The sequence below is a fragment of the Saccharothrix sp. AJ9571 genome (assembly GCF_021725495.1).
Taxonomy (GTDB): domain Bacteria; phylum Actinomycetota; class Actinomycetes; order Mycobacteriales; family Pseudonocardiaceae; genus Amycolatopsis; species Amycolatopsis magusensis.
The window spans coordinates 4,536,545-4,557,663 of the sequence record NZ_CP091382.1 but is presented as its reverse complement, the minus strand read 5'-3'; the positions used below and the strand labels follow the sequence as shown (position 1 = coordinate 4,557,663).

The window sequence follows — 21,119 nt, the reverse complement described above, 5'->3', positions numbered from 1 at the left end:
TGCTGACGTGCTGGTGCTGCTCCCTCCCTCCGAAACCAAGGCGACCGGCGGGGACGGCCCACCCCTGGACCTGGACTCGCTGTCCTCCCCCGAGCTGAACCCGGTGCGCGCCAAGATCGCCGACGCGCTGACCGACCTCGCGCGCGACGTCCCGGCCAGCCTCGCCGCGCTCGGCATCTCCGAGCGCCAGGCCGACGAGGTCCAGCGCAACGCCGAGCTGTGGACCTCCCCCACCCTGCCCGCGCTGCGCCGCTACACCGGCGTGCTCTACGACGCCCTGGACATCACCAGCTTCAAGAAAGCCGAGCTGACCAGGGCGAACGAACGCCTGGCCGTCGCGTCCGCGTTGTTCGGCATCGCCCGCGCGACCGACCGCATCCCCGCCTACCGCCTCTCCGCCGGGAGCACGCTGCCCGCGCTGGGTGGGCTCCGGCCGTTGTGGCGTCCCGCGCTCGAGCCGGTGTTCGCCGGGGTCGAGGGCCTGGTGGTCGACCTCCGCTCGGGCGGTTACGCGGCACTCGCCCGCATCCCCGGCGCGGTCACCGTGCGCGTGGTCACCGAGGACGGCCGCGGGCAGCGCAAGACGGTCAGCCACTTCAACAAGGCCTACAAGGGAAAGCTCGCCGCCGTGCTGGCCAGGGCCGGGCGTGCGCCGTCCACTGTGGACGGGCTGGTGAAGGTGGCCGCCAAGGCCGGGTTGAGCGTGGAACGCACCGGCGAGCACGAGCTGGAGATGCTCACCGGCGAGTGAACCGGTCCGGGTGGTAGGCCGCGAGGTCGCTGTCGACCGGCGCGCCGAGCAGCTGCGCGGCGATCACGTGCCCCGAGTACGGCGCCAGCGTCAGCCCGGCCGGGCCGAAGCCCGTCACGATCACCAGCTCGGGATGTCCTTCGGGGCTGCCGAGCACCGGCAACCCGTCGGGTGACGCGGGCCGGAAGCCGATCCGCGTCTCCAGCAGCGTCGCGTCGGCGAGTCCCGGCGCGACGGCCAGCGCGTTGTCGAGCACCTCACGCTGCCCAGCCGCCGTGACGCGGTAGTCGAAGCCGGAGTCGGTCTCCCTGGTCGCGCCGACCACCACCCGCGATCCCGGGAACGCCAGCAGGTAGTGGCTCGAGATCGGCAGCACCACCGGCCACGCGTCGGTCGGCGTGCCGGGCAGCTCCAGGTGGCTGATCTGCCCGCGCTGCGGCTCGATGCCGAGGCGCAGGTGCACCGGGGCGAGCAGTTCGTCGGTCCACGCCCCGGCAGCCACTACCACGGCGTCGGCGGAGACCACCTCGTCGCCGATGCGCGCGCCGGTCACCTTGCCGCCGTCGACCACCAGTTCCGCGGCCCCCGAAATCGACCGCACACCTCGCGTTTCCACCGCGCCGAGCAGCGCCGCGCGCAGGTGCCTGCCGTCGACCCGGCCGCCGCCGGAGATGTGCACCGCGCCGAGTTCCGGTGCCAGCGCCGGGAAGTACGCCCTGGCGTCGACCGGATCGAGCCGCTGGACCTCGCCCAGCCCCGGTGCCGTGGTCGCCCGCTCGGTGACGCGCTTCTCCGCGGCGTCCAGTTCGGCCTCGTCCGCGGAAACCACCATCGCGCCGACGATCTCGAACGAGGAGTCCTCACGGCCGTCCTCGGCGAGCTGCTCGACCAGGTTCGGGTAGAACGCCGCCGCACGCGCCGCCAGGTGGTACTCCTCGTCGCTGCGGCGCGATGTCCACGGCGAGACGATGCCGGCGCCCGCCGACGTCGCCACACCGTCGCGGTCGTGCCCGGCCAGCACCACTTCGGCACCGCGGCGGGCGAGCTGATAGGCCGTCGACGCCCCGGCGATGCCGGAGCCGATCACGAGGACGCGCATGGGCACCACCCTGGGGTAGAGGATCAGCGCGGGACAACCCTTACCGGCCGAGCACCGCCATCGCCGCGTTGCGCCCGGGGATCCCGCTCACCCCGCCACCGCGGACCGCGCCCGCCCCGCACAGCAGGATCCGCTCGTGCGCGGTCTCCACGCCCCAGCGGCCGGTGCCCTCGGTGGCGTACGGCCAGGACAGGTCGCGGTGGAAGATGTGCCCGCCCGGCAGGCCGAGTTCGGCCTCCAGATCGAGCGGGGTCTTCGCTTCGACGCACGGCCGCCCGTCCGCGTCCCGCCAGAGGCAGTCCTCGATCGGCTCGGCGAGCACGCTGTTCAGCGAGGCGAGCGTGGCGGTCAACGCCGCTTCCCTGGCCGCGTCGTTGTCTTCACGGAACAGCCGGGCGGGCATGTGCAGGCCGAACAGGGTGAGCGTCTGCGCGCCCGCCGCGCGTTCGGCCGGGCCGAGGATCGACGGATCGGTCAGCGAATGGCAGTAGATCTCGCACGGCGGCAATGCGGGGATCTCGCCGGACGCGGCTTCCGCGTGGGCGGTCGCGAGCTGCCGGTAGTCCTCGTTGACGTGGAACGTGCCGCCGAACGCCTCGTGCGCGGCGACCCCGGCGTCACGCAGGCGCGGCAGCCTGGTGAGCACCATGTTGACCTTGAGCTGGGCCCCTTCCGGCGCCTCGCGCGGCGGCTGTTCGCCGAGCAGCCGCGCCAGCGTGGGCGCGGCGAGATTGGCCAGCACGTGACCGCCGTGCACCACGTGCTCGGCGTCGCCGTGGCGGTAGCGGACCTCGCCGTCCGGCTGGATGCCGAGCACCTCGGCGCCGGTCAGGAGTTCGGCCCCGGCCGCGCGGGCGGTGTCCGCGAGCGCGCCGGTGACCGCGCCCATGCCGCCGACCGGCACGTCCCAGTCGCCGGTGCCGTTGCCGATCACGTGGTAGAGCAGGCAGCGGTTCTGGCGCAGCAGGGGATCCTCGGCGGCGGCGAACGTGCCGATCAGCGCGTCGGTCAGGACCACGCCGCGCACGGTGTCGTCGGTGAACGTGGCTTCCAGCGTCTCGGCGAGAGGCCGTTCGAACAACGCGGTCCACGCCTGGTCGTCGGCTACTCGCGCGCGTAGTTCGTCCTTGGTGGGCAGTGGTTCGGTGAGCGTGTCGAAGGTGCGCTCGGCGACCCGGCCGGTCATCTCGTAGAACCGCTGCCAGGCCTCGAAATCCGCGTCAGCACCGGTGATCGCGGCGAAGGAGGCGGCGGTCCGCGTGGTGTCGCCGGTGTCCACGAGCAGGCCGCCCGCGCCGACGGGCGTGTAGGACGACATCCGGCGGCGGCGCAGGTCCACCGGCAGCCCGAGTTCGGTGACGATGCGCCGCGGCAACAGGCTGACCAGGTACGAATACCGCGACAACCGCACGTCCACGCCCTCGAACGCGCGGAACGAGACCGCCGCGCCACCGAGTTCGGCCCGCCGCTCCAGCAGCAGCACCGACCGGCCCGCCTTGGCCAGGTAGGCGGCCGCGACCAGCCCGTTGTGCCCGCCACCGGCGATCACCACGTCGTACCCCGTCACCGGCGTCCCTCCTCTTCCCGAATGCCTGATCCTCACTGTCCCCAGTTAATTCGGTTGCGGAGCTCCCCGGAGATGGGCAAGATCGTGGCGATCGATGGACGAGCCGGTACGCCGGTGGAGAGCGGAGGAGGTGCCCTGTGGCTAGGACTGTCCTGGGCTTGCCCTGCGCCCCATCCACCGCCCTGGCCGGCTGACGCGCGCGCGTCCACTTCAGCGCCGGCGGGGCAATCCCTGATCAGGAGCCCTCCAGTGCGCAAGCACGACCTCGATTTCGACCACCTCGAAAGTCAGCCCGCGCGCCGCAAGAGCCGCCGCGCCCGCTTCGACGACGAACCCGAACCGAGCCGCCGCGGGCGGCTCACCGAAGAAGAACGCGTCCGGCTCGCCCACCAGCGCGCCGACGCCTACACCGAAACCGCCATCCCCGGTGGCGGTGACCGCTGGTCCACCTGGGCCGACGGCGAGCAGGGGCCGCTGCCGCGCCCGAGCTGGGTGCTCACCCAGCTGGCCGCGGTCGACACCGAGCTCGGGGTGCTCAAGACCGGCAAGGAAGCCGACGTCCACCTGGTGCGCCGCGGGCTGCCGGACGGCCCGCAGTCGCTGCTGGCCGCCAAGCGGTACCGCAGCAACGAGCACCGGATGTTCCACCGTGACGCCGGTTACCTGGAAGGCCGCCGGATGCGGCGGTCGCGGGAGATGCGGGCGATCGAGACCCGCACCGCCTTCGGCCGCAACCTGATCGCCGAGCAGTGGGCCTCCGCCGAGTTCGCCGCGCTGTCCCGGTTGTGGACCGCCGGCGTGCCGGTGCCCTACCCGGTCCAGCGCAGCGGCACCGAACTGCTGCTGGAGTTCATCGGCGACGAGGACGGCACGGCCGCGCCGCGGCTGGCGCAGGTGCGTGCGGAGGGAGCGGAACTGCGCGACCTCTGGTACCAGCTCGTCTCCGCGCTGGAGACGATGGCCACGCACGGCCTGGCGCACGGCGACCTCTCGGCCTACAACCTGATGGTCCACCACGGCAGGCTGGTGCTGATCGACCTGCCACAGGTGGTGGACATCGTGGCCAATCCGCGTGGACTGGAGTTCCTCGCCAGGGACGTGCGCAACGTGGCGGACTGGTTCGCCGCGCGAGGTCTCCCGGCGGACGTGCTCGACGCGGACGCGCTGGTCGGCGAACTACGCCGGGCGGCAGGACTGCCCTGATCGGGGGGCGCGGGAAGGTGAGCCCGCTCACCTTCCCGCGTTACCGCAATGGGGCGTTGCCCACAATCCCCGCCTCCGCGCGGCAGTCGGAAACACTCTCCGCTATTCTGTGAGAAGACCGCATTCGGCGGCGTGGATGAGTGGTGTCCGTCGCCTCCAAGGCCAAAACGTCCGGCCCGCGGTAACCATCAAGCGGCGCGTGGTGTGCAGAACACCGCGTGCCGGGTATGTCCTCGAGAAAGCCCACAGCAACACCACCTTGTCCTGCCTGCGTGCGGACAACCGGGCCTCCCTTGCGACGTGCCACGTCCGAGAGGCATTTGTGACAGTCACGCTCGATTCCGGCAACACCTCCGCGCGCCACGGCAACCGCAAGCCGCGGATTCGGAACACCGACGGTGGCCCCGCCGCCGCCGTCACCGCAGCACCCGCAGCACCCGCAGCACCCCTGAAGTCCTTCGCCGAGCTCAACGTCCCGGAGCCGCTGCTGCGCGTGCTGCGGGAAGCCGGCATCAACTCTCCGTTCCCCATCCAGTCGGCCACCCTGCCCGACGCGCTCGCCGGGCGCGACGTGCTCGGCCGCGCGCAGACCGGTTCCGGCAAGACCCTGGCCTTCGGCCTGGCTCTGCTGGCCCGCCTCGAGGGCGGCAAGGCCCGCGCCAAGCGGCCGCGTGCGCTGGTGCTGGTGCCGACCCGTGAGCTGGCCATGCAGGTGGCCGACTCGCTGACCCCGCTGGCCAAGTCGCTCGGCCTGTGGTGCCGCACCGCGGTCGGCGGCATGGCCTTCAACCGGCAGGCGGACGCGCTGCAGCGTGGCGTCGACCTGCTGATCGCCACCCCTGGCCGGCTGTCGGACCACGTCCGGCAGGGCACCTGCGTGCTCGGCGACGTCAACTTCGTCGCGCTCGACGAGGCCGACCAGATGGCCGACATGGGCTTCCTGCCGCAGGTGCGGGAGATCCTCGACCTCACCCCGGCGCGCGGGCAGCGGCTGCTGTTCTCGGCCACGCTCGACGGTGACGTCAAGAAGCTGGTCGACCGCTACCTGACCGACCCGGTCGAGCACTCGGTCGCGCCGGTCACCGCCAGCGTCACCACCATGGACCACCACGTGCTCCAGGTGTCCTACCCGGACAAGCAGGCCGTCATCACCGAGATCGGTGCCCGTGAGGGCCGCACGATCATGTTCGTGCGGACCAAGCACCACGTGGACCGCCTCGCCGAGCGCCTGCGGGCCTCCGGGGTGCACGCCACCGCCCTGCACGGCGGCAAGACCCAGGGGCAGCGCAACCGGGTGCTGGCCGACTTCAAGGCCGGGCTCACCCCGGTGCTGGTGGCCACCGACGTCGCCGCGCGCGGCATCCACGTCGACGACATCAGCCTGGTGCTGCACGTGGACCCGCCCGCCGACCACAAGGACTACCTGCACCGCGCCGGTCGCACCGCGCGGGCCGGGGCGTCGGGCACCGTGGTCACGCTGATCACGCACGACCAGCGCCGCACCATGAAGCGCCTGACCGACCGCGCCGGCGTGCGCGCCGAGAACGCCACTGTGCGGCCCGGTGACACCGAGCTGGCCCGGATCACCGGGGCCCGCCAGCCCAGTGGTGAGCCGGTCATCGAGCGCGAGCACCGCCGGGACACCCCGCGCCGGGGCGGCCCGCGTGCCTACGGTGAAAACCGTGGCGGTCGTCCGAGCTTCGGCGGTCGTGGCCGCCAGCCGCGTACCGGCACCGGCACCGGTACGGGCCGCCCGCAGCGCCCGGGCCGCGGCCCGGCCCGCCGCGGCTGGTCGAACGACTGATCCTGTGCCACCAGGAAGCCCCGCCCGTCCTCGTGACCGGCGGGGCTTCCTGCTTTCCACCGGCCCGGCGCCGCCCGGCTCAATGCTATGAGTGGGGCATTACTAGCGTTGGATGCAAGTAATGCCCCACTCATAGCATTGGTACGGAGGTCTGCCACGGAGTGGGCAGCTACATCGGGGACCCGGGCGATGACCAGTGCGGCCGGGGCACTTACGTGAGCACCCGCCCAGCCCCCCACCCCGCCCCGGTCCACAGCCAAAACACGGCGAAGACCTCGATGTCAGGGCATCTTTCCCGCCTTGACATCGAGGTCTTCGCCGTAGTCACAATCGAAAACCGGGGCGGAGCTTCAGGGCTACATCGGGAAGAGTTCGAAGTCGGTAGCCAGGCAGCCCCCGAAGCGCTTGCCGGTTTCTTCCGCGGCGGCTCGCAGGAAGGTCTCCGGCTCGCTCATGTCACCGCCGAGGGCGGCCAGGTAGGCCTTGTGCTCCTTCAGCGAGGCGACCGCCCGGTCCAGCGTCGAGGTGATGTCCACGGCGTGCGTCGACCGCGGGGACGACGCGCCCGCCACCCACCGCACGCCCTGCCACGGCTCCAGGTCGAGATCGCGGAAGACCCAGCGGTTCGCCGCGTCGCGTACGGCGTCCAGGGTGGCCTCGCCGACCACCCGGTGGTCCGCCATGTTCAGGTAACCGCCCGGCCAGGTCTCGCGGTGGTTGGTCATCAGCACCAGTTCCGGCCGGTGCCTGCGGATCGCGGCCGCGATGTCCCGCCGCAGCGGCAAGCCGTACTCGAGCACGCCGTCGGGGTGGTCCAGGAACTCCACGTCGTGCACGCCGACCACGGCCGCGCTGGCGATCTGCTCGGCGGTGCGCAGCGGGCCCGCTTCCTCGGGCGGCAGGCTGTCGATGCCCGCCTCGCCCCGGGTCACCAGCAGGTAGGTCACCGACTTGCCCGCGTCGGTCCACTTCGCCACCGCGCCGCACCCGCCGTACTCCAGGTCGTCCGGGTGCGCGACCACCGCCAGCGCGCGCTCCCAGTCCTCCGGCATGGGCTCCAGCTGGTCCGTGGTCACCGTGCGTCCTCCTCGTTCCGGTCGCGTGCGAGACTGCCAGGCGTGAACGCACCCGGTCCAGCCCCCGACCACGTTTTCGACTGGCTCGACACCGAGGCGGAGAAGCGCGCCGCCGCCGGGCTGGTCCGCCGGTTGCGGCCCCGGCCGGCGAACACCGGCGAGGTCGATCTCGCCGGCAACGACTACCTCGGGCTGGCCCGCGACAAGCGCGTCGCGGGGGCCACCGCCGCCGCCGCACTGCGCTGGGGCGCCGGGTCCACCGGTTCGCGCCTGGTCACCGGCTCGACCGAACTGCACGCCGAACTGGAACACGAACTCGCCCGGTTCTGCGGGACGCAGTCGGCGCTGGTGTTTTCCTCCGGTTTCACCGCGAACCTCGGCGCGGTCACCGCGTTGTCCGGTTCGGACTCCGCGATCGTCACCGACAAGTACATCCACGCTTCGCTGATCGAGGGCTGCCGCCTGTCGCGCGCGGACGTCGCCGCCGTCGCGCACAACGACACCGCCGCGATCACGCACGCGCTCGCCACCCGGCGCAAGCCGCGCGCGCTGGTGGTCACCGATTCCGTGTTCTCCGTCGACGGCGACCTGGCGAAGCTCGGTGAACTCACCGAAGCCTGCCGCCAGCACGGCGCGGCCCTGCTGGTCGACGACGCGCACGGCTTCGGCGTGCTCGGCGAAGGCGGCCGCGGCGCGGTGCACCAGGCGGGCTTGGCCGGGGCTCCGGACGTGGTCACCACCCTCACGCTCTCGAAGTCGCTCGGCGCGCAGGGCGGTGCGGTGCTCGGCCCGCGTCGCGTGATCAAGCACCTGGTCGACACCGCGCGCAGCTTCATCTTCGACACCGCGCTCGCGCCCGGCAGTGCCGCCGCCGCGCTGTCCGCGCTGAACGTGCTGCGTGCCGAACCCGACCTGCCCGGCAAGGTGCTCGCGGTGGCGAACCGCCTGTCCGAGCGGCTCGCCGAAGCCGGGTTCACCGTGAGCACCCCGGACGCCGCGGTGGTGTCGGTGCACGCGCCGTCGCCGGAGAAAGCCGTCGCCTGGGCGGAAAGCTGCGCGGAGCAAGGTGTTCGCGTGGGCTGCTTCCGGCCGCCGTCGGTGCCGGACGGCATCTCACGGCTGCGCCTGACCGCGCGCGCCGACCTGACGGAGTCCGATGTGGACGCCGCGGTGAAGGTGATCGTGGACTGCGCGCCCCGCTAGCGGCGCATGGTCACGTGCGGGATGCCGTCCTCGAGGAACTCCTCCCCGGTCGGCTCGAAGCCGAACTTCGCGTAGAAACCCTTGGCGTAGGTCTGCGCGTCCAGCACCGCCGGAGCGTCCGAAATGGACTCCAGTGCGGCGGACATCAGTTGCCCCGCCAGGCCTCCGCCCCGCGCGGCCCCCGCTGTGACGACCCGGCCGATGCGGAAGCCACCGCTGGGCTCCTCGAGCACACGCAGGTAGGCGTCGACCCCGGATTCGCCGTCGAGCCAGAGGTGCCGGGTGCCCGGCAGCAGGTCTCTGCCGTCCAGTTCGGGGTAGGGACACTCCTGCTCGACGACGAAGACGTCGACGCGCAGTTTGAGGAAGGAATAGAGATCGCCGGCGGACACCTGGTCCCCGGTAGCCGCCCGAACCATGCTTTCAACCACGGCGTATGCCTAGCACACGCCGTGGTCGGGGCCGGGAGCGGAGGGTTCAGTCCTGCGAGCGGACCTCCGAGGTGAACGCGGCCACCCGCGTGTACACACCGGGGCGGTTCGGCCGGGCGCAGCCTTCGCCCCAGGAGACGATGCCGATCACCGTGTCGCCGACCAGCAGCGGGCCGCCGGAGTCGCCCTGGCAGGCGTCGACACCGCCGTTGGGGTACCCGGCGCAGAGCATGGTCGTCTTGTCGAAGTTGCTGAACGTCTGCAGGCAGCCCTCGTCGGAGATGACCGGCACGACCGCGCCGCGCAGCGTGTCCGAGCGGGGCCCGTCCTCGGCCGTGCGACCCCACCCGAGCACGCGGGCCTTGGTGCCTTCGCTGTACAGCGCGGTGTCCTGCGCGGCAGGCATCTTCGCGGCGGTGTAGGGCATTTCCTTTTCCAGGGTCAGCAGGGCGATGTCGCTGCCGTTGGTCGGGTCCTGGAACTGCGGGGAGATCCACACGTTCTCCACCCCGCTGACCACGCCGGCGCTGGTGCGCTGGTCCTGCCGCCCGGCGACCACGCGCATCTGCGCGCGCTTCACCGCCTGTGCGCAGTGCGCCGCGGTGAGCACGCCCCTCGGCGAGACCAGCACACCGCCGCAGAACTGCTGGTTGTCGCGATCGGTGAGGTAGACCGCGTACGGGTGGTCGGCGATGGAGGCCTCGGTCCCGCCCACGATGTACGGCTGGGTGTTGGTCGCCGCGGCCGACGGGATGAGCGTCACCGCTGCGGCCAGCATGGCCGCGGCCGCCGTCAGCACCCCGCGGCGGCGGGACTTGTTCGGCATCGGGGAGAGTCCTCTCACAGGGGTCGGAAGCGGTCCGGCTAGCCTAAATGGCCTAGGGCGTCAGCGGTGTCCCTGAACCGGGTGGACTGCCGGTCACGCTGCGGCTCTGTCACAGTGGAACCGTGCGACTAAAGGCCCCCGCCGCGGTTCTCGGAGTGCTGCTGCTCGCGCTCTCCGCCTGCGGCGCAGAGCCTCCACCAGCACCTTCGCCGCCCGTGGCGACCACAACCACCCCGCAGGCGCCGGTTCCTCGATCGAGTGAGCCGCCCCCGGCCCAGCCGAGCTGGCGAGTCGGCGCCCACCCGCTGCCGCTGCGTGCCGACGGCTACGGGCAGGTGCTGCCGACCCCTGCTGAACTGGCCGACCGCCACCTCCCGACCGCGGACCTGCTGCCCCCGCCGCCCGATGGCGAGTACGCGTCAGCCGTCGAGCCCGTGCCGGGCGAAGTGCTCGCGCGGAGCACCTGGCAGCCCGAATGCCCGGTCGGCGCCGCGCAACTGCGGTACCTGACGATGTCCTTCTGGGGCTTCGACGGCCGCGTGCACACCGGCGAGATGCTGGTCAACGCCTCCGTCGCGCAGCCGGTCACCGAAGCATTCGGCGCGTTGTTCGCGGCGAAGTTCCCGATCGAGGAGATGCGGGTGACCAGAGCCGACGAGCTGGACGCGGCCCCGACCGGGGACGGCAACAACACCAGCGCGTTCGTCTGCCGCCCGGTGCGCGGGCAGACCACCTGGTCTGCGCACGCCTCCGGACTGGCCGTCGACGTGAACCCGTTCTGCAACCCCTACCTCAAAGCGGACCTGGTGCTGCCCGAACTGGCCTCGGCCTACACCGACCGCGCACGCGAGCGGCCGGGCATGATCCTGCCCGGCGGGGTGGCGGTCCGGGCGTTCCGCGCCATCGGCTGGACCTGGGGTGGCACCTGGACCTCGCCGAAGGACCTGATGCACTTCTCCGCCACCGGCGGCTGACGGGAACAAACCGGGCCCCGGGCGCGGTTGACCGACCAGAAGACGACCCCCGACCGACAGGATGGCTGCAGTGCCCCACTACGACCTGGTGATCATCGGCACCGGCTCCGGCAACTCCGTGCTCGACCCGCGGTTCGCCGGCTGGAAGACGGCGATCGTGGAGAAGGGCACCTTCGGCGGCACCTGCCTGAACGTGGGCTGCATCCCGACCAAGATGTTCGTCTACCCGGCCGATCTCGCCGCGGCCGTGCCCGCCGGCGCGAAGCTGGGCGTGGACATGAAGCTGAACGAGGTGCGCTGGCGCGAGATCCGCGACCGGATCTTCGGCCGGATCGACCCGATCGCCGCCGGGGGCAGGCAGTACCGCGTGGAGCACGAGGACAACGCCAACGTCACCGTCTACGAGGGCGAAGGCCGGTTCACCGGGATGAAGGAGCTCCAGGTGAACTTCCCGGACGGCCGCACCGAAACGCTGACCGCGGACCGGTTCGTGCTCGCCGCGGGCGGCCGCCCGGTGGTCCCGGACATCCCCGGGCTGGCCGACAGCGGTTACCACACCTCGGACACGGTGATGCGGATCGACGAACTGCCCGAGCGGCTGGTCATCCTCGGCAGCGGGTTCATCGCCGCCGAGTTCGCGCACGTGTTCTCCTCGTTCGGCGTCGCGGTCACGGTGATCGCCCGGTCCGGCGCGCTGCTGCGGGCGGAGGACGAAGCGGTCAGCGAGCGGTTCACCGAACTGGCCGCCGAGAAGTACGACGTCCGGCTCAACCGGCGCACCACCAAGGTCCGTCGCACCTCGACCGGGGTTTCACTGGACCTCGAAGGACCCGAGGGCACCGAGACGCTCGACGCGGACCTGCTGCTGGTGGCCACCGGCCGCAGGCCGAACTCGGACCTGCTCGACGTCGCCGCCACCGGGGTGTCCACAAGGGACAGTGGACACGTGGAGGTGGACGAGTACCAGCGCACCGCCGTCGAAGGCATCTACGCGCTCGGCGACATCTCCTCGGCGCACGAGCTGAAGCACGTGGCCAACCACGAACAGCGCGTGGTGCAGCACAACCTGCTCCACCCCGACGACCCCGTCGCCGCGGACCACCGGTTCGTCCCGCACGCGGTGTTCACCGCGCCCCAGATCGCGGCCGTGGGCCTCACCGAAGGCGAAGCCAAGGCGCAGGGCGTGAACTACGTGACCTACACGCAGGACTACGCGGGCATCGCCTACGGCTGGGCGATGGAGGACACCACCGGTTTCGCGAAGCTGCTCGCCGACCCGGCCACCGGGCAGTTGCTCGGCGCGCACATCATCGGGCCGCAGGCGGGCACCCTCATCCAGCCGGTGATCCAGGCGATGAGCTTCGGCCTGGACGCGCGGCAGATGGCCCGTGGCCAGTACTGGATCCACCCGGCGATGCCGGAGCTGATCGAGAACGCCCTGCTCAACCTGCCGCTGGACGACTGAGGGTCAGACGAGCTTGTCGCGGCCCGCCAGGCCGCCGAAGATCGTCTGCGCGACCACCACGCCGAAGGCCACGGCCAGCGGCACGGTCCACCCGGCGGTGACGTCGTGCAGCAGGCCGAAGAGGAAGGGACCGATCGCGGCGAGCAGGTACCCGAGCCCCTGCACCATGCCGGACAGCCGCGCGGTCTCGTCCCCGGCCCGCGCGCGCAGTGCGATCACCATGACCGCCATCGAGAACACGCTCATGCCGATCCCGGTGAGGATCGCCCACAGCAGCGGTGCCGCCGTCGGGGCCAGGATCAGGCCGCCGAGCCCCGCCATGGAGAACAGGCTGAGGCCGACGATCCACCAGGTCTGGTTGCGCTGCCGCGCCGCCAATGCGGGCACGGTGAGGCTGATCGGCACCGCCAGCAACGACATCAGCCCGACGGCCATGCCCGCGTCACCGCGGCTCAGCCCGGCGTCCATCAGCACCTGCGGGAACCAGCCCATGACGATGTAGGCCAGGAATGACTGCAGGCCGAAGAAGAGGGTGACGATCCAGGCCAGCGGGCTGCGCAGCAGCGACCGTCGCGGTTCGCCGACGGTTTCGGTGTGCTCGGTGTGCCGGGAACCACCGCGAATGGCGATCTTCCAGACCACCAGCGCCAGGAAGGCGAGCACCGCCCACGCCGCCAGCGCCGGGCGCCAGCCGCCGAGCAACGCGTCGAGCTCGGGCGAGAGCGCGGAACCCGAAGCACCGCCGAGGTTCAGCGAAGCGGTGTAGATGCCGGTCATCAGGCCGACCCTGGCGGGGAACGAGTCCTTGACCACCACCGGCACGAGCACGTTCGCCAGCGCGATGCCCGCACTGGACACCAGCGTGCCGCCGAGCACCACCAGCGGGCCGTCGAGCACCCGCACGATCAGGCCGACGCCCAGCACACCGAGGGCGAGCGCGACCGCGCTGCCCATCCCGACCTTGCGCGCCAACCGCGGTGCGGCGAGTCCCGCGACGGCGAAGCACAACCCTGGCAAAGTGGTGAGCAATCCGGCCCAGGTGCCGGAAGCACCGAGGGAAACCCTTGCCTCGTCGAGCAGCGGCCCCACACTGGTGATAGCGGGTCGCAGGTTCAGCGCGGCGAGCACCACGGCCAGTGCGATGAGCGTGCCACCGGCGACGGCGAGGTTCCGTGACCGGCGGACGGGTTCGATCGTGCCGGCCAGGGCACGTTGCTCGATCGCAACCTCGGGTTCGACGGACACGGAGTTAGTATGACAGACGTAGGATGATTGGTTGAACCCCGAAAATACCTGGAGCACGCGAAAGGAATGTCACAGTGCCGTTGGCCACCACCCGCCGGACCGGGCTCGTCGACCAGGTGATCGGGCAGTTGCGCGAAGCCGTGACCGCGGGCGAATGGCCGGTGGGCGAACGCATCCCGCCGGAAAGCGAACTGGTGACCGCACTCGGTGTCGGCCGCAACACGGTGCGTGAGGCCGTCCGGGCCTTGTCCCACAGCGGTTTGCTCGAGGTGCGCCAGGGTGACGGCACCTACGTCCGCGCGACCAGCGAGGTCTCCGGTGCGGTTCGCCGCCTGTGCGGATCCGAACTCCGCGAAGTGCTCCAGGTGCGCCGGACGCTCGAAGTCGAAGGCGCCCGGCTGGCCGCCACCGAGCGCACCGAAGCCGAACTGGAACGGCTCACCGAACTGCTCCGCATCCGCGACGCGCACCAGTCGGCCAAGGAGTACGACGAATTCGTCCAAGCGGACGCGAGCTTCCACCTCGCCGTTGTCCAATGTGGACGGAACACGCTGCTGACCGAGCTCTACCGCGGGCTGAGCGAGGTGGTCACGGCCTCGGTCGAGGCGACCAAGCACGCGGACAACGTCCAGCACACCGGATTGCTCGAAGCGATCGCCGCCCGCGACCCCCAGCGCGCGGTCACCGAAGCGGGCGGTTTCCTCGACGAACTGCTCAAGGAGATCGAGTAAGCCGGTGCAGCCGCAGGGCGAGCTGGAGTTCCAGCGCGCCCGCCGGTGACGACCAGTCCGGTCCGAGCAGCGCGGAGATCCGTTCCAGCCGCTGCGCCACCGTGTTCACGTGCACGTGCAGTGAGTCCTTGGCCCGCACCAGGTTCCCGCCCGCGGCGAAGTAGCGGTCCAGCGTCTTGACCAGTTCCGTGCCGCGGCGCGCGTCGTAGTCGAGTACCGGGCCGAGCACCGAACGCACGAATCCGGCGGTGTCCGCCCGATCGCCGAGCAGCACGCCGACGAAACCGAGTTCGCCTGCCGTCGCGCCATCACCTTCACGGCCGAGCGCGAGCATCGCCCGCAGGCAGCGCGCGGCTTCGGCGTGCGCGGCGGCGAGTCCGGCGGGACCGGCGGCCGGTCCCGCGGCGGCGACCGTCACCGGGCCACCGGCCGGTCCGGCCAGCATCGAAGCCAGCTTGCCCGGATCGGCGGCGGCCTCCTTCGGCGGCACCAGCGCGACCACCTGTTCCGCGTGCAGCCCGGCCAGTGCCGCGTGCCCGGCGACCGCGGCGGCCAGCCTGCCGCGTGAACACGCGTCGGACTGCAGCACCAGCACCACGTGCCCGGCACCGAGGTCGACGCCGACGCGGCGGGCCCGGTCGATCAGCGCCCCGGGGTCGCGGTCCGGAGCGGTGAGCAGGTCGGCGACCAGTTCGCCGCGTACGCGGTCCTCGGCTTCCGCGGTGGATCGGCGAAGCAGCAGCAAAAGCGCGGTCACCACGCTCGCCCGCTCGAACAGCCTGCGGTCGGCGTCGACCAGGTCCGCGCGGCCGGTGAGCGTGATGCTGCCGAGCAGTTCGGGCCCGGCGAGCGCGGCACAGGTCCACACGCCGTCCTCGGCCACCGCCCGCCCGCTGGTCTGCGACGCGGCCACGACCTCGGCGGACGGGTACCGCGCCGGAACGCCGGAGCGGCCGAGTTCGGTGCCGGTCGCGTCGTGCACGGTGATGGCGCCGCCCAGCACCCCGGCGACGGCCTCGGCGACCTCGCGCACCCCGCTGCCGCCGAGCACCAGCGCGGTCAGCCGGTCGTGTGCCTCCTGTGCCCGCGCGATCGTCGCGTGGTGTTCCTGGATGGTTTCGATCAGGCGCGCGTTGTCGATCGCGATGGCGGCGTGGTCGGCCAGCGACGAAAGGAGCGCCACCTCGGCAGGGGAGAACTGCCGGGGGCGGCGGTCGGAGGCGTAGAGCACGCCGATCACCTCGTCCCCGAGCGCCAGCGGCACGCCGATGATCGCGATGAGCCCTTCGTCGCGCACGGCCTCGTCGATCGGGCCGGTGTGGCGGAACCGCGGATCGGTCGGGTAGTCGGCGGTGGCGTACGGGCGGGCGGTCTGCGCGACCAGCCCGCCGAGGCCCTCCCCCATGCCGAGGCGCAACGCCTTGAACAACGCCGAGGTGCACCCGTCGGTGACCCGCATGTACGTGCCGCCGGCGCCGGGGCGGTTCATGCTGAGGTACGACACGTCCACCCGCAGCAGCATCCGCGCCCGGTGCACGATCGACTGCAGCACCGCGTCGGTGTCACGCAGGCGGGCGAGGTCGCTGGCGGTGTCGAACAACGCCGCCAGTTCGGCCTCGCGCCGGGTGTGCCCGGCGAGCGTGGCGTGGATCCGCAGGGCCGCCTCGGTGGCCCGCGGATCCGCGCCCGCCGCCGCCAGTTCCTGCGCGCTCGCCCCGGCGGCGATCAGGCCCAGCAGCTCCACGCTCATCCGGTCATGGTGTCACCGGCGTGCGGTCCTCGGGAACCGACGCGGGCCGCTCCGGCTCGGCCAGCGAGCTGCCCTTCGTCTCCTTGGCGAGGTAGACCGCCACGATGGTGAGCACGCAGGTCGCGGCGACGTAGATGGACACCGGGAGGCTGCCGCCGAGGTCGCGCAGCATGGCGGTGGCGATCAGCGGGGCCAGCCCGCCGGCCAGTATCGACGACAGCTGGTAGCCGATCGAGGCACCCGAGTACCGCACCCTGGTATCGAACAGCTCCGAGAAGAACGCCGCCTGCGGGCCGTACATCGCGCCGTGCAGCACCAGGCCGATCGTGGTCGCCAGCACCATCAGGCCGAAGGACTTGGTGTCCAGCATGGCGAAGAAGACGAACGACCAGACCAGCATGGCGCTCGCGCCGAACAGGTACACCGCGCGTCGGCCGAGCCGGTCGGACAGCGCGCCCCACACCGGGATCGTCACGAAGTGCACCGCCGAGCCGATGAGCACCGCGTTCAGCCCGACGCTCTTCGGCATCTCCAGCCCGACGGTGATGTAGACCAGGATGAACGCGGTCAGGATGTAGTAGGAGACGTTCTCCGCGAAGCGCGCGCCCATCGCGATGAGCACCTCGCGCCAGCTGTAGCGCAGGACCGTGATGATCGGCGCCTTCTCGACCGTGCCGCCCGCCTTCTTCGCGGCCTCGATGAACACCGGCGATTCCTCGACCGAGAGCCGGATCCACAGCCCGATCGCCACCAGCAGCCCGGAGAGCAGGAACGGGATGCGCCAGCCCCACGACTCGAACGCGGCGTCGGTCTGCACGGAGGCGAGGATCGCCAGCACACCGGTGGCGAGCAGGTTCCCGCCCGGTGCGCCCGCCTGCGGCCAGGACGCCCAGAAGCCGCGCCGCTCCGGGTCGCCGTGTTCGGAGACGATCAGCACCGCGCCGCCCCACTCACCGCCGAGCGCGAAGCCCTGCACCAGCCGGAGCAACGTGAGCAGGATCGGCGCGGCCACGCCGATGGTGGCGTAGGTGGGCAGCAGGCCCATCGCGAAGGTGGCGCCACCCATCAGCAGCAGGCTGAGCACCAGCAGCTTCTTGCGGCCGATCTTGTCGCCGTAGTGGCCGAACACCAGCCCGCCGAGCGGTCGCGCGAGGAAGCCGATCGCGTAGCTGCCCAGTGCCAGCAGGGTGCCGGTGAGCGGGTCGGAGCCGGGGAAGAAGAGCTTGTTGAACACCAGGGTCGCGGCCGAGGCGAAGAGGAAGAAGTCGTACCACTCGACGGTCGTCCCGACGAGGCTGGCGCCGACGATCTTGACGATCTTCCGGCGCGGCGGGGACGCGGTTTCAGCCATGTACATCACCACTTCGTTGTGTGACGGGGGGTTTCAAGAGCTCAGCCGGCGGTCCAGCCGCCGTCGAGCGGGACGGAGGCACCGGTGAGGTACTCGGCGGCGTCACCGCACAGCCAGGTCACGACCGCGGCGACCTCCTCGGGTTCGATCAGCCGCTTGATCGCGGTCCGGCGGAGGAAGACCTCGTCGAGCACCTCGTCCTCGCCGATGCCGTGCCGCTCGGCCTGCGCGCGGACCTGGCCTTCGACCAGTGCCGTGCGCACATAACCCGGGTTGACGCAGTTGCTGGTGACCCCGTGCTCGGCCCCCTCCAGCGCGGCGACCTTGCTCAGCCCTTCGAGCGCGTGCTTGGCCGCCACGTAGGCGGACTTGCCGGGGCTGGCCCGGAGACCGTGCACGCTGGACACGGCGACCAGCCGCCCCCAGCCGCGGCGGTACATCGCGGGCAGGCAGTGCCGCATGAGCCGGAACGGGACCTGCACCATCAGCTCGTGCATCGCGGCGAACCGCTCCGGCGGGAACTCGTGGATGGGTGCCACGTGCTGCACGCCGGCGTTGTTGACCAGGATGTCCACGTCGTCGGGCAGCGCCTCGACGGCACCGGGCGCGGTGAGGTCGGCGACGTGCGCGATGGCCCCGGTCTCGGCGGCGACCTCGGCCGCCTGCCCGGCGTGGAGGTCGGCGAAGTGCACCTTGGCACCGGCCGCGGTGAGCGCGACCACGCACGCCCGGCCGATCCCGGCCGCGCCACCGGTGACCAGCGCGGTCCGGCCGCGGAGCGAGGGCTCGTTCATGCCAGGGAACGCTACGAGCCGCGCTTCACGCGAACCATGTGCCCGCCGCCCACACCTATCCCGCCCATGGTGGCCCCTCCCCACACTCCTCAATGCTATGAGTGGGGCATTACTTGCGTTGAACGCAAGTAATGCCCCACTCATAGCGTTCGCCGTCAACTCGGCGGCGGGGACGTGGGCTCGGCCGGTTACCGCGCTGGGGTCATGGGAGGGTGAGGATCTCCGAGCCGGTTTCGGTGACCACGATGGTGTGCTCGAACTGGGCGGTCCACTTCTTGTCCTTGGTGGTGACCGTCCAGTCGTCGGACCAGATGTCGTAGTCGATGGTGCCCAGGGTGATCATCGGCTCGATGGTGAAGGTCATGCCCTGCAGGATCTCGGTGGTGACCGTCGGCTCCTCGTAGTGCAGGACCGTCGGCGCGGTGTGGAACGCCGGGCCGACGCCGTGGCCGGTGAAGTCGCGCACCACGCCGTAGCCGAACCGCTTCGCGTAGGCCTCGATCACCCGGCCGATCACGTTCAGCTGCCGCCCCGGCCGGACCGCCTTGATCGCGCGCATGGTCGCCTCGTGCGTGCGCTCGACCAGCAGCCGCGCCTCCTCCGGCACCTCACCGGCCAGGAAGGTGGCGTTCGTGTCCCCGTGCACGTCACCGATGTAGGCGGTGACGTCGATGTTGCAGATGTCGCCGTCCTCGATCACCGTCGAGTCCGGGATGCCGTGGCAGATCACCTCGTTCAGCGAGGTGCAGCACGACTTCGGGAAGTTCCGGTAGCCCAGCGTCGAGGGGTAGGCGTGGTGGTCTAGCAGGAACTCGTGCACCACCTTGTCCACGTCGTCGGTGGTGGCGCCCGGTTTGACCGCCTTGCCGCCCTCCTGCAGCGCCTGCGCGGCGATCCGGCTCGCCACCCGCATCGCTTCGATCACCTCGGGGGTGCGCACCCCGTTGCCGGTGTCGCGCTTCGGGGCCGGCCGGTCCACGTACTCGGGACGCTTGATGGACGCGGGGACGGCGCGGCGCGGCGACTGCACACCGGGCTTCAGAGGGGCACGCTGAAACATGCCTCCAGCCTACGACTTCAGCCGAGCGCGGTGAGGAACCGGTGGGCCGCCTCGACCGCGAGCCCCGAGGAACCGGCTCCGGTGAGCAGCACGGCGAAGGCCAGATCACCCGAGTAACCGACGAACCACCCGTGTGCGTCGCTGCCGTCGCCGAACTGCGCGGTGCCCGTCTTGCCCCGGACGTCCGGCAGGTCCCGCAACGCCGTGCCGGTGACCACCTCACGCATCATGGCGCGCAGCGCCTCGAGCACGTCGGGACGCACGGGCGCGCCCAGGTTCTTCGCCTCGGTCACCCCGCCGCGCAGCAGCGACGGCACCGGGATCCGGCCACTGGCCACGGTCGCGGCGACCACCGTCATGCCGAACGGGCTGGCCAGCACGGTGCCCTGGCCGAACCCGTTCTCCGCCTGCTGCACGATGCTCCCGGCCGGCGGCACCGAGCCGGTGATCGTGGTCAGGCCGGGGACCACGAAGTCGGCGCCCAGCCCCAGGTCGCGCGCCGAGTCGGTGAGCGCCATCGCGGGCAGGTCGGTGGACAGCGTGGCGAAGGTGGTGTTGCACGACTCCGCGAAGGCCCGGCTCAGCGGCACGGTGCCGAGCGCGAACCGGTCGTTGTTCGGGATCAGCCTGCCGTCCACGACCATCGTGGCCGGGCAGTCCACCGGCGTCGCCGCGGTGACCTTGCCCGCGCTCAGCCCGGCGGCCGCGGTGACGATCTTGAACGTGGACCCCGGCGGGTACCGGCCGGTCAGCGCGATCGGACCCTGCTGGTCGGCGGGCGCGTTCTGGGCCACCGCGAGCAGTTCACCGGTCGACGGCTGCATCGCCACGATCATCGCCGCGCCCGGCACGGCGTCGATCGCCCGCTCTCCCGCCGCCTGCGTCCGGCGGCTGATCGTGGTGGTCACCGCGTCGGCCGGTTTCGCCTCCTGCGCGTGCAGTTCGGCGACCTCGCCGCCGCCGGTGTCCGTGGTGAGCACGCGCCAGCCCGCGTTCCCGGCCACCTGCGCCTCCACAGTGGACCGGATCGACGGCCACAACCGCTCGGCCAGCGAGGGGTCGACCGGCAGCAGGCGGCGCTGCTCGCTGAAGCGCAGGCCGGGCAGTTCGTAGATGGCCGGTTTCACCGCGAGGTAGTCGGACTGACGCAACGTGACCACCGAATACGCCTGCTGGGCCGCTCTCGCGCCCTCCACAATGGACTGCTCGGTGAGGCTCGCGTCGATCGGGCTCAGCGCTTCGGCCAGCGGCTTCGCGGTGGTGGCGGCGTGTGCCGGGTCGAGCAGCACCGCCACCACCGTCTGCGGCTCCAGCAGCGGCTGACCGTCGCGGTCGAGCACGGGCGCCTGGCGCGGGGTGTCCACGCGCAGCGCGAGCTGCTGGCGCGTGGCGAGGTCCGGGTGGACGACCGACGGCTGCCAGCGCACCTTCCAGGTGTCGTCCACCGCGTACAACTCCGCCTCGGCGGCGTAGGCCCAGGTGCGCCCGCCGGGTAGCCGCCACTCGAGCCGGTAGCGCGCGGCGGCCGGGCTCGACTGGCCCACGTGCTCGACGGCGTGGTCGACCTTCTCCGGTTCGAGCGCCGTCCGAGCCTGGTCGAGCGCGGCCTTCGCGGACTCCGGGGAGTCGGTCAGCGCCGCCGCGGCGGCGGTGTCACCGGAGGCGAGCGCGGCGAGGAACCGCTCGGTGATCTCCTGCGGCCCGTCGGCGAACCACGAGCACCCGGAAGCGGTCAGCACCGTGACCACCGCCACCGCCAGTCCGCGCAGAGCCCGCACCCGCAGCAGTA

18 protein-coding genes are annotated in these 21,119 nt (G+C 71.7%); 7 read left to right on the top strand and 11 right to left on the bottom strand.

Annotation, left to right across the window (positions count from 1 at the left end; genetic code table 11):
- Window positions 1–7: 7 nt before the first annotated feature.
- A complete protein-coding gene (yaaA, locus tag L3Q67_RS20970) occupies window positions 8–751 on the top strand; it encodes a YaaA family protein (protein WP_499191081.1) in 744 nt (247 codons plus the stop codon).
- Here the strand turns inward: yaaA and L3Q67_RS20965 are convergent.
- Window positions 738–1,850 carry an NAD(P)/FAD-dependent oxidoreductase gene (locus L3Q67_RS20965; RefSeq protein WP_499191080.1) on the bottom strand — a complete coding sequence of 371 codons (1,113 nt, stop codon included), beginning with the start codon at window positions 1,848–1,850 and terminating at the stop codon, window positions 738–740. The genes yaaA and L3Q67_RS20965 overlap by 14 nt on opposite strands.
- 40 nt (window positions 1,851–1,890) lie before the next feature.
- Entirely contained in the window at window positions 1,891–3,417 is a 1,527-nt protein-coding gene (locus L3Q67_RS20960) for a phytoene desaturase family protein (protein ID WP_499191079.1), read from the bottom strand.
- Window positions 3,418–3,666: 249 nt separating this feature from the next.
- Here L3Q67_RS20960 and L3Q67_RS20955 point away from each other — a divergent pair, with 249 nt between their 5' ends.
- Complete coding sequence (locus L3Q67_RS20955; protein ID WP_499191078.1) at window positions 3,667–4,620, top strand: serine protein kinase RIO; 954 nt, start codon at window positions 3,667–3,669, stop codon at window positions 4,618–4,620.
- 322 nt (window positions 4,621–4,942) lie between these two features.
- Window positions 4,943–6,424 (top strand): DEAD/DEAH box helicase, encoded by a 1,482-nt coding sequence (locus tag L3Q67_RS20950; RefSeq protein WP_499191077.1) that lies wholly within the window; start codon window positions 4,943–4,945, stop codon window positions 6,422–6,424.
- 356 nt (window positions 6,425–6,780) lie between these two features.
- Here L3Q67_RS20950 and L3Q67_RS20945 read toward each other — a convergent pair whose 3' ends face one another.
- Window positions 6,781–7,476 (bottom strand): PIG-L deacetylase family protein, encoded by a 696-nt coding sequence (locus L3Q67_RS20945; RefSeq protein ID WP_499191601.1) that lies wholly within the window; start codon window positions 7,474–7,476, stop codon window positions 6,781–6,783.
- A 66-nt stretch (window positions 7,477–7,542) separates the two neighbouring features.
- Between L3Q67_RS20945 and L3Q67_RS20940 the strand changes: the two genes are divergently transcribed.
- Window positions 7,543–8,703: an 8-amino-7-oxononanoate synthase gene (locus L3Q67_RS20940; protein WP_499191076.1), complete on the top strand. Its 1,161-nt coding sequence runs from the start codon at window positions 7,543–7,545 to the stop codon at window positions 8,701–8,703.
- Here the strand turns inward: L3Q67_RS20940 and L3Q67_RS20935 are convergent.
- Both L3Q67_RS20935 and L3Q67_RS20930 read right to left on the bottom strand, forming a co-directional pair.
- Window positions 8,700–9,122 carry a GNAT family N-acetyltransferase gene (locus L3Q67_RS20935; RefSeq protein ID WP_499191075.1) on the bottom strand — a complete coding sequence of 141 codons (423 nt, stop codon included), beginning with the start codon at window positions 9,120–9,122 and terminating at the stop codon, window positions 8,700–8,702. The two genes, L3Q67_RS20940 and L3Q67_RS20935, sit on opposite strands and share 4 nt — an antisense overlap.
- 58 nt (window positions 9,123–9,180) lie before the next feature.
- On the bottom strand, window positions 9,181–9,960 hold the full coding sequence (locus tag L3Q67_RS20930; protein WP_499191074.1) for a S1 family peptidase: 780 nt from the start codon (window positions 9,958–9,960) through the stop codon (window positions 9,181–9,183).
- A gap of 311 nt (window positions 9,961–10,271) precedes the next feature.
- Here L3Q67_RS20930 and L3Q67_RS20925 point away from each other — a divergent pair, with 311 nt between their 5' ends.
- Together L3Q67_RS20925 and L3Q67_RS20920 are read left to right on the top strand one after the other, a co-directional pair.
- Complete coding sequence (locus L3Q67_RS20925; protein WP_499191600.1) at window positions 10,272–10,934, top strand: M15 family metallopeptidase; 663 nt, start codon at window positions 10,272–10,274, stop codon at window positions 10,932–10,934.
- Between the two features lie 70 nt (window positions 10,935–11,004).
- Complete coding sequence (locus L3Q67_RS20920) at window positions 11,005–12,399, top strand: mycothione reductase (protein WP_499191073.1); 1,395 nt, start codon at window positions 11,005–11,007, stop codon at window positions 12,397–12,399.
- A 3-nt stretch (window positions 12,400–12,402) separates the two neighbouring features.
- On the opposite strand, the gene L3Q67_RS20915 is transcribed toward L3Q67_RS20920, so the two are convergent.
- Window positions 12,403–13,644, bottom strand: a complete 1,242-nt coding sequence (locus L3Q67_RS20915) for a CynX/NimT family MFS transporter (RefSeq protein WP_499191072.1) — start codon at window positions 13,642–13,644, stop codon at window positions 12,403–12,405.
- A gap of 74 nt (window positions 13,645–13,718) precedes the next feature.
- On the opposite strand from L3Q67_RS20915, the gene L3Q67_RS20910 reads away from it, so the two are divergent.
- Complete coding sequence (locus tag L3Q67_RS20910) at window positions 13,719–14,375, top strand: FadR/GntR family transcriptional regulator (RefSeq protein ID WP_209669423.1); 657 nt, start codon at window positions 13,719–13,721, stop codon at window positions 14,373–14,375.
- On the opposite strand, the gene L3Q67_RS20905 is transcribed toward L3Q67_RS20910, so the two are convergent.
- From L3Q67_RS20905 to L3Q67_RS20885, 5 genes are all read right to left on the bottom strand, one after another.
- Complete coding sequence (locus L3Q67_RS20905; protein WP_499191071.1) at window positions 14,359–16,125, bottom strand: helix-turn-helix domain-containing protein; 1,767 nt, start codon at window positions 16,123–16,125, stop codon at window positions 14,359–14,361. The two genes, L3Q67_RS20910 and L3Q67_RS20905, sit on opposite strands and share 17 nt — an antisense overlap.
- A gap of 4 nt (window positions 16,126–16,129) precedes the next feature.
- Window positions 16,130–17,476 carry an MFS transporter gene (locus tag L3Q67_RS20900; protein ID WP_499191070.1) on the bottom strand — a complete coding sequence of 449 codons (1,347 nt, stop codon included), beginning with the start codon at window positions 17,474–17,476 and terminating at the stop codon, window positions 16,130–16,132.
- 41 nt (window positions 17,477–17,517) lie between these two features.
- Complete coding sequence (locus L3Q67_RS20895) at window positions 17,518–18,270, bottom strand: 3-hydroxybutyrate dehydrogenase (protein ID WP_499191069.1); 753 nt, start codon at window positions 18,268–18,270, stop codon at window positions 17,518–17,520.
- Between the two features lie 202 nt (window positions 18,271–18,472).
- Window positions 18,473–19,330: a type I methionyl aminopeptidase gene (gene map / locus L3Q67_RS20890; protein ID WP_499191068.1), complete on the bottom strand. Its 858-nt coding sequence runs from the start codon at window positions 19,328–19,330 to the stop codon at window positions 18,473–18,475.
- A gap of 17 nt (window positions 19,331–19,347) precedes the next feature.
- Window positions 19,348–21,108, bottom strand: a complete 1,761-nt coding sequence (locus tag L3Q67_RS20885) for a penicillin-binding protein (protein ID WP_499191067.1) — start codon at window positions 21,106–21,108, stop codon at window positions 19,348–19,350.
- Between the last annotated feature and the right edge of the window lie 11 nt (window positions 21,109–21,119).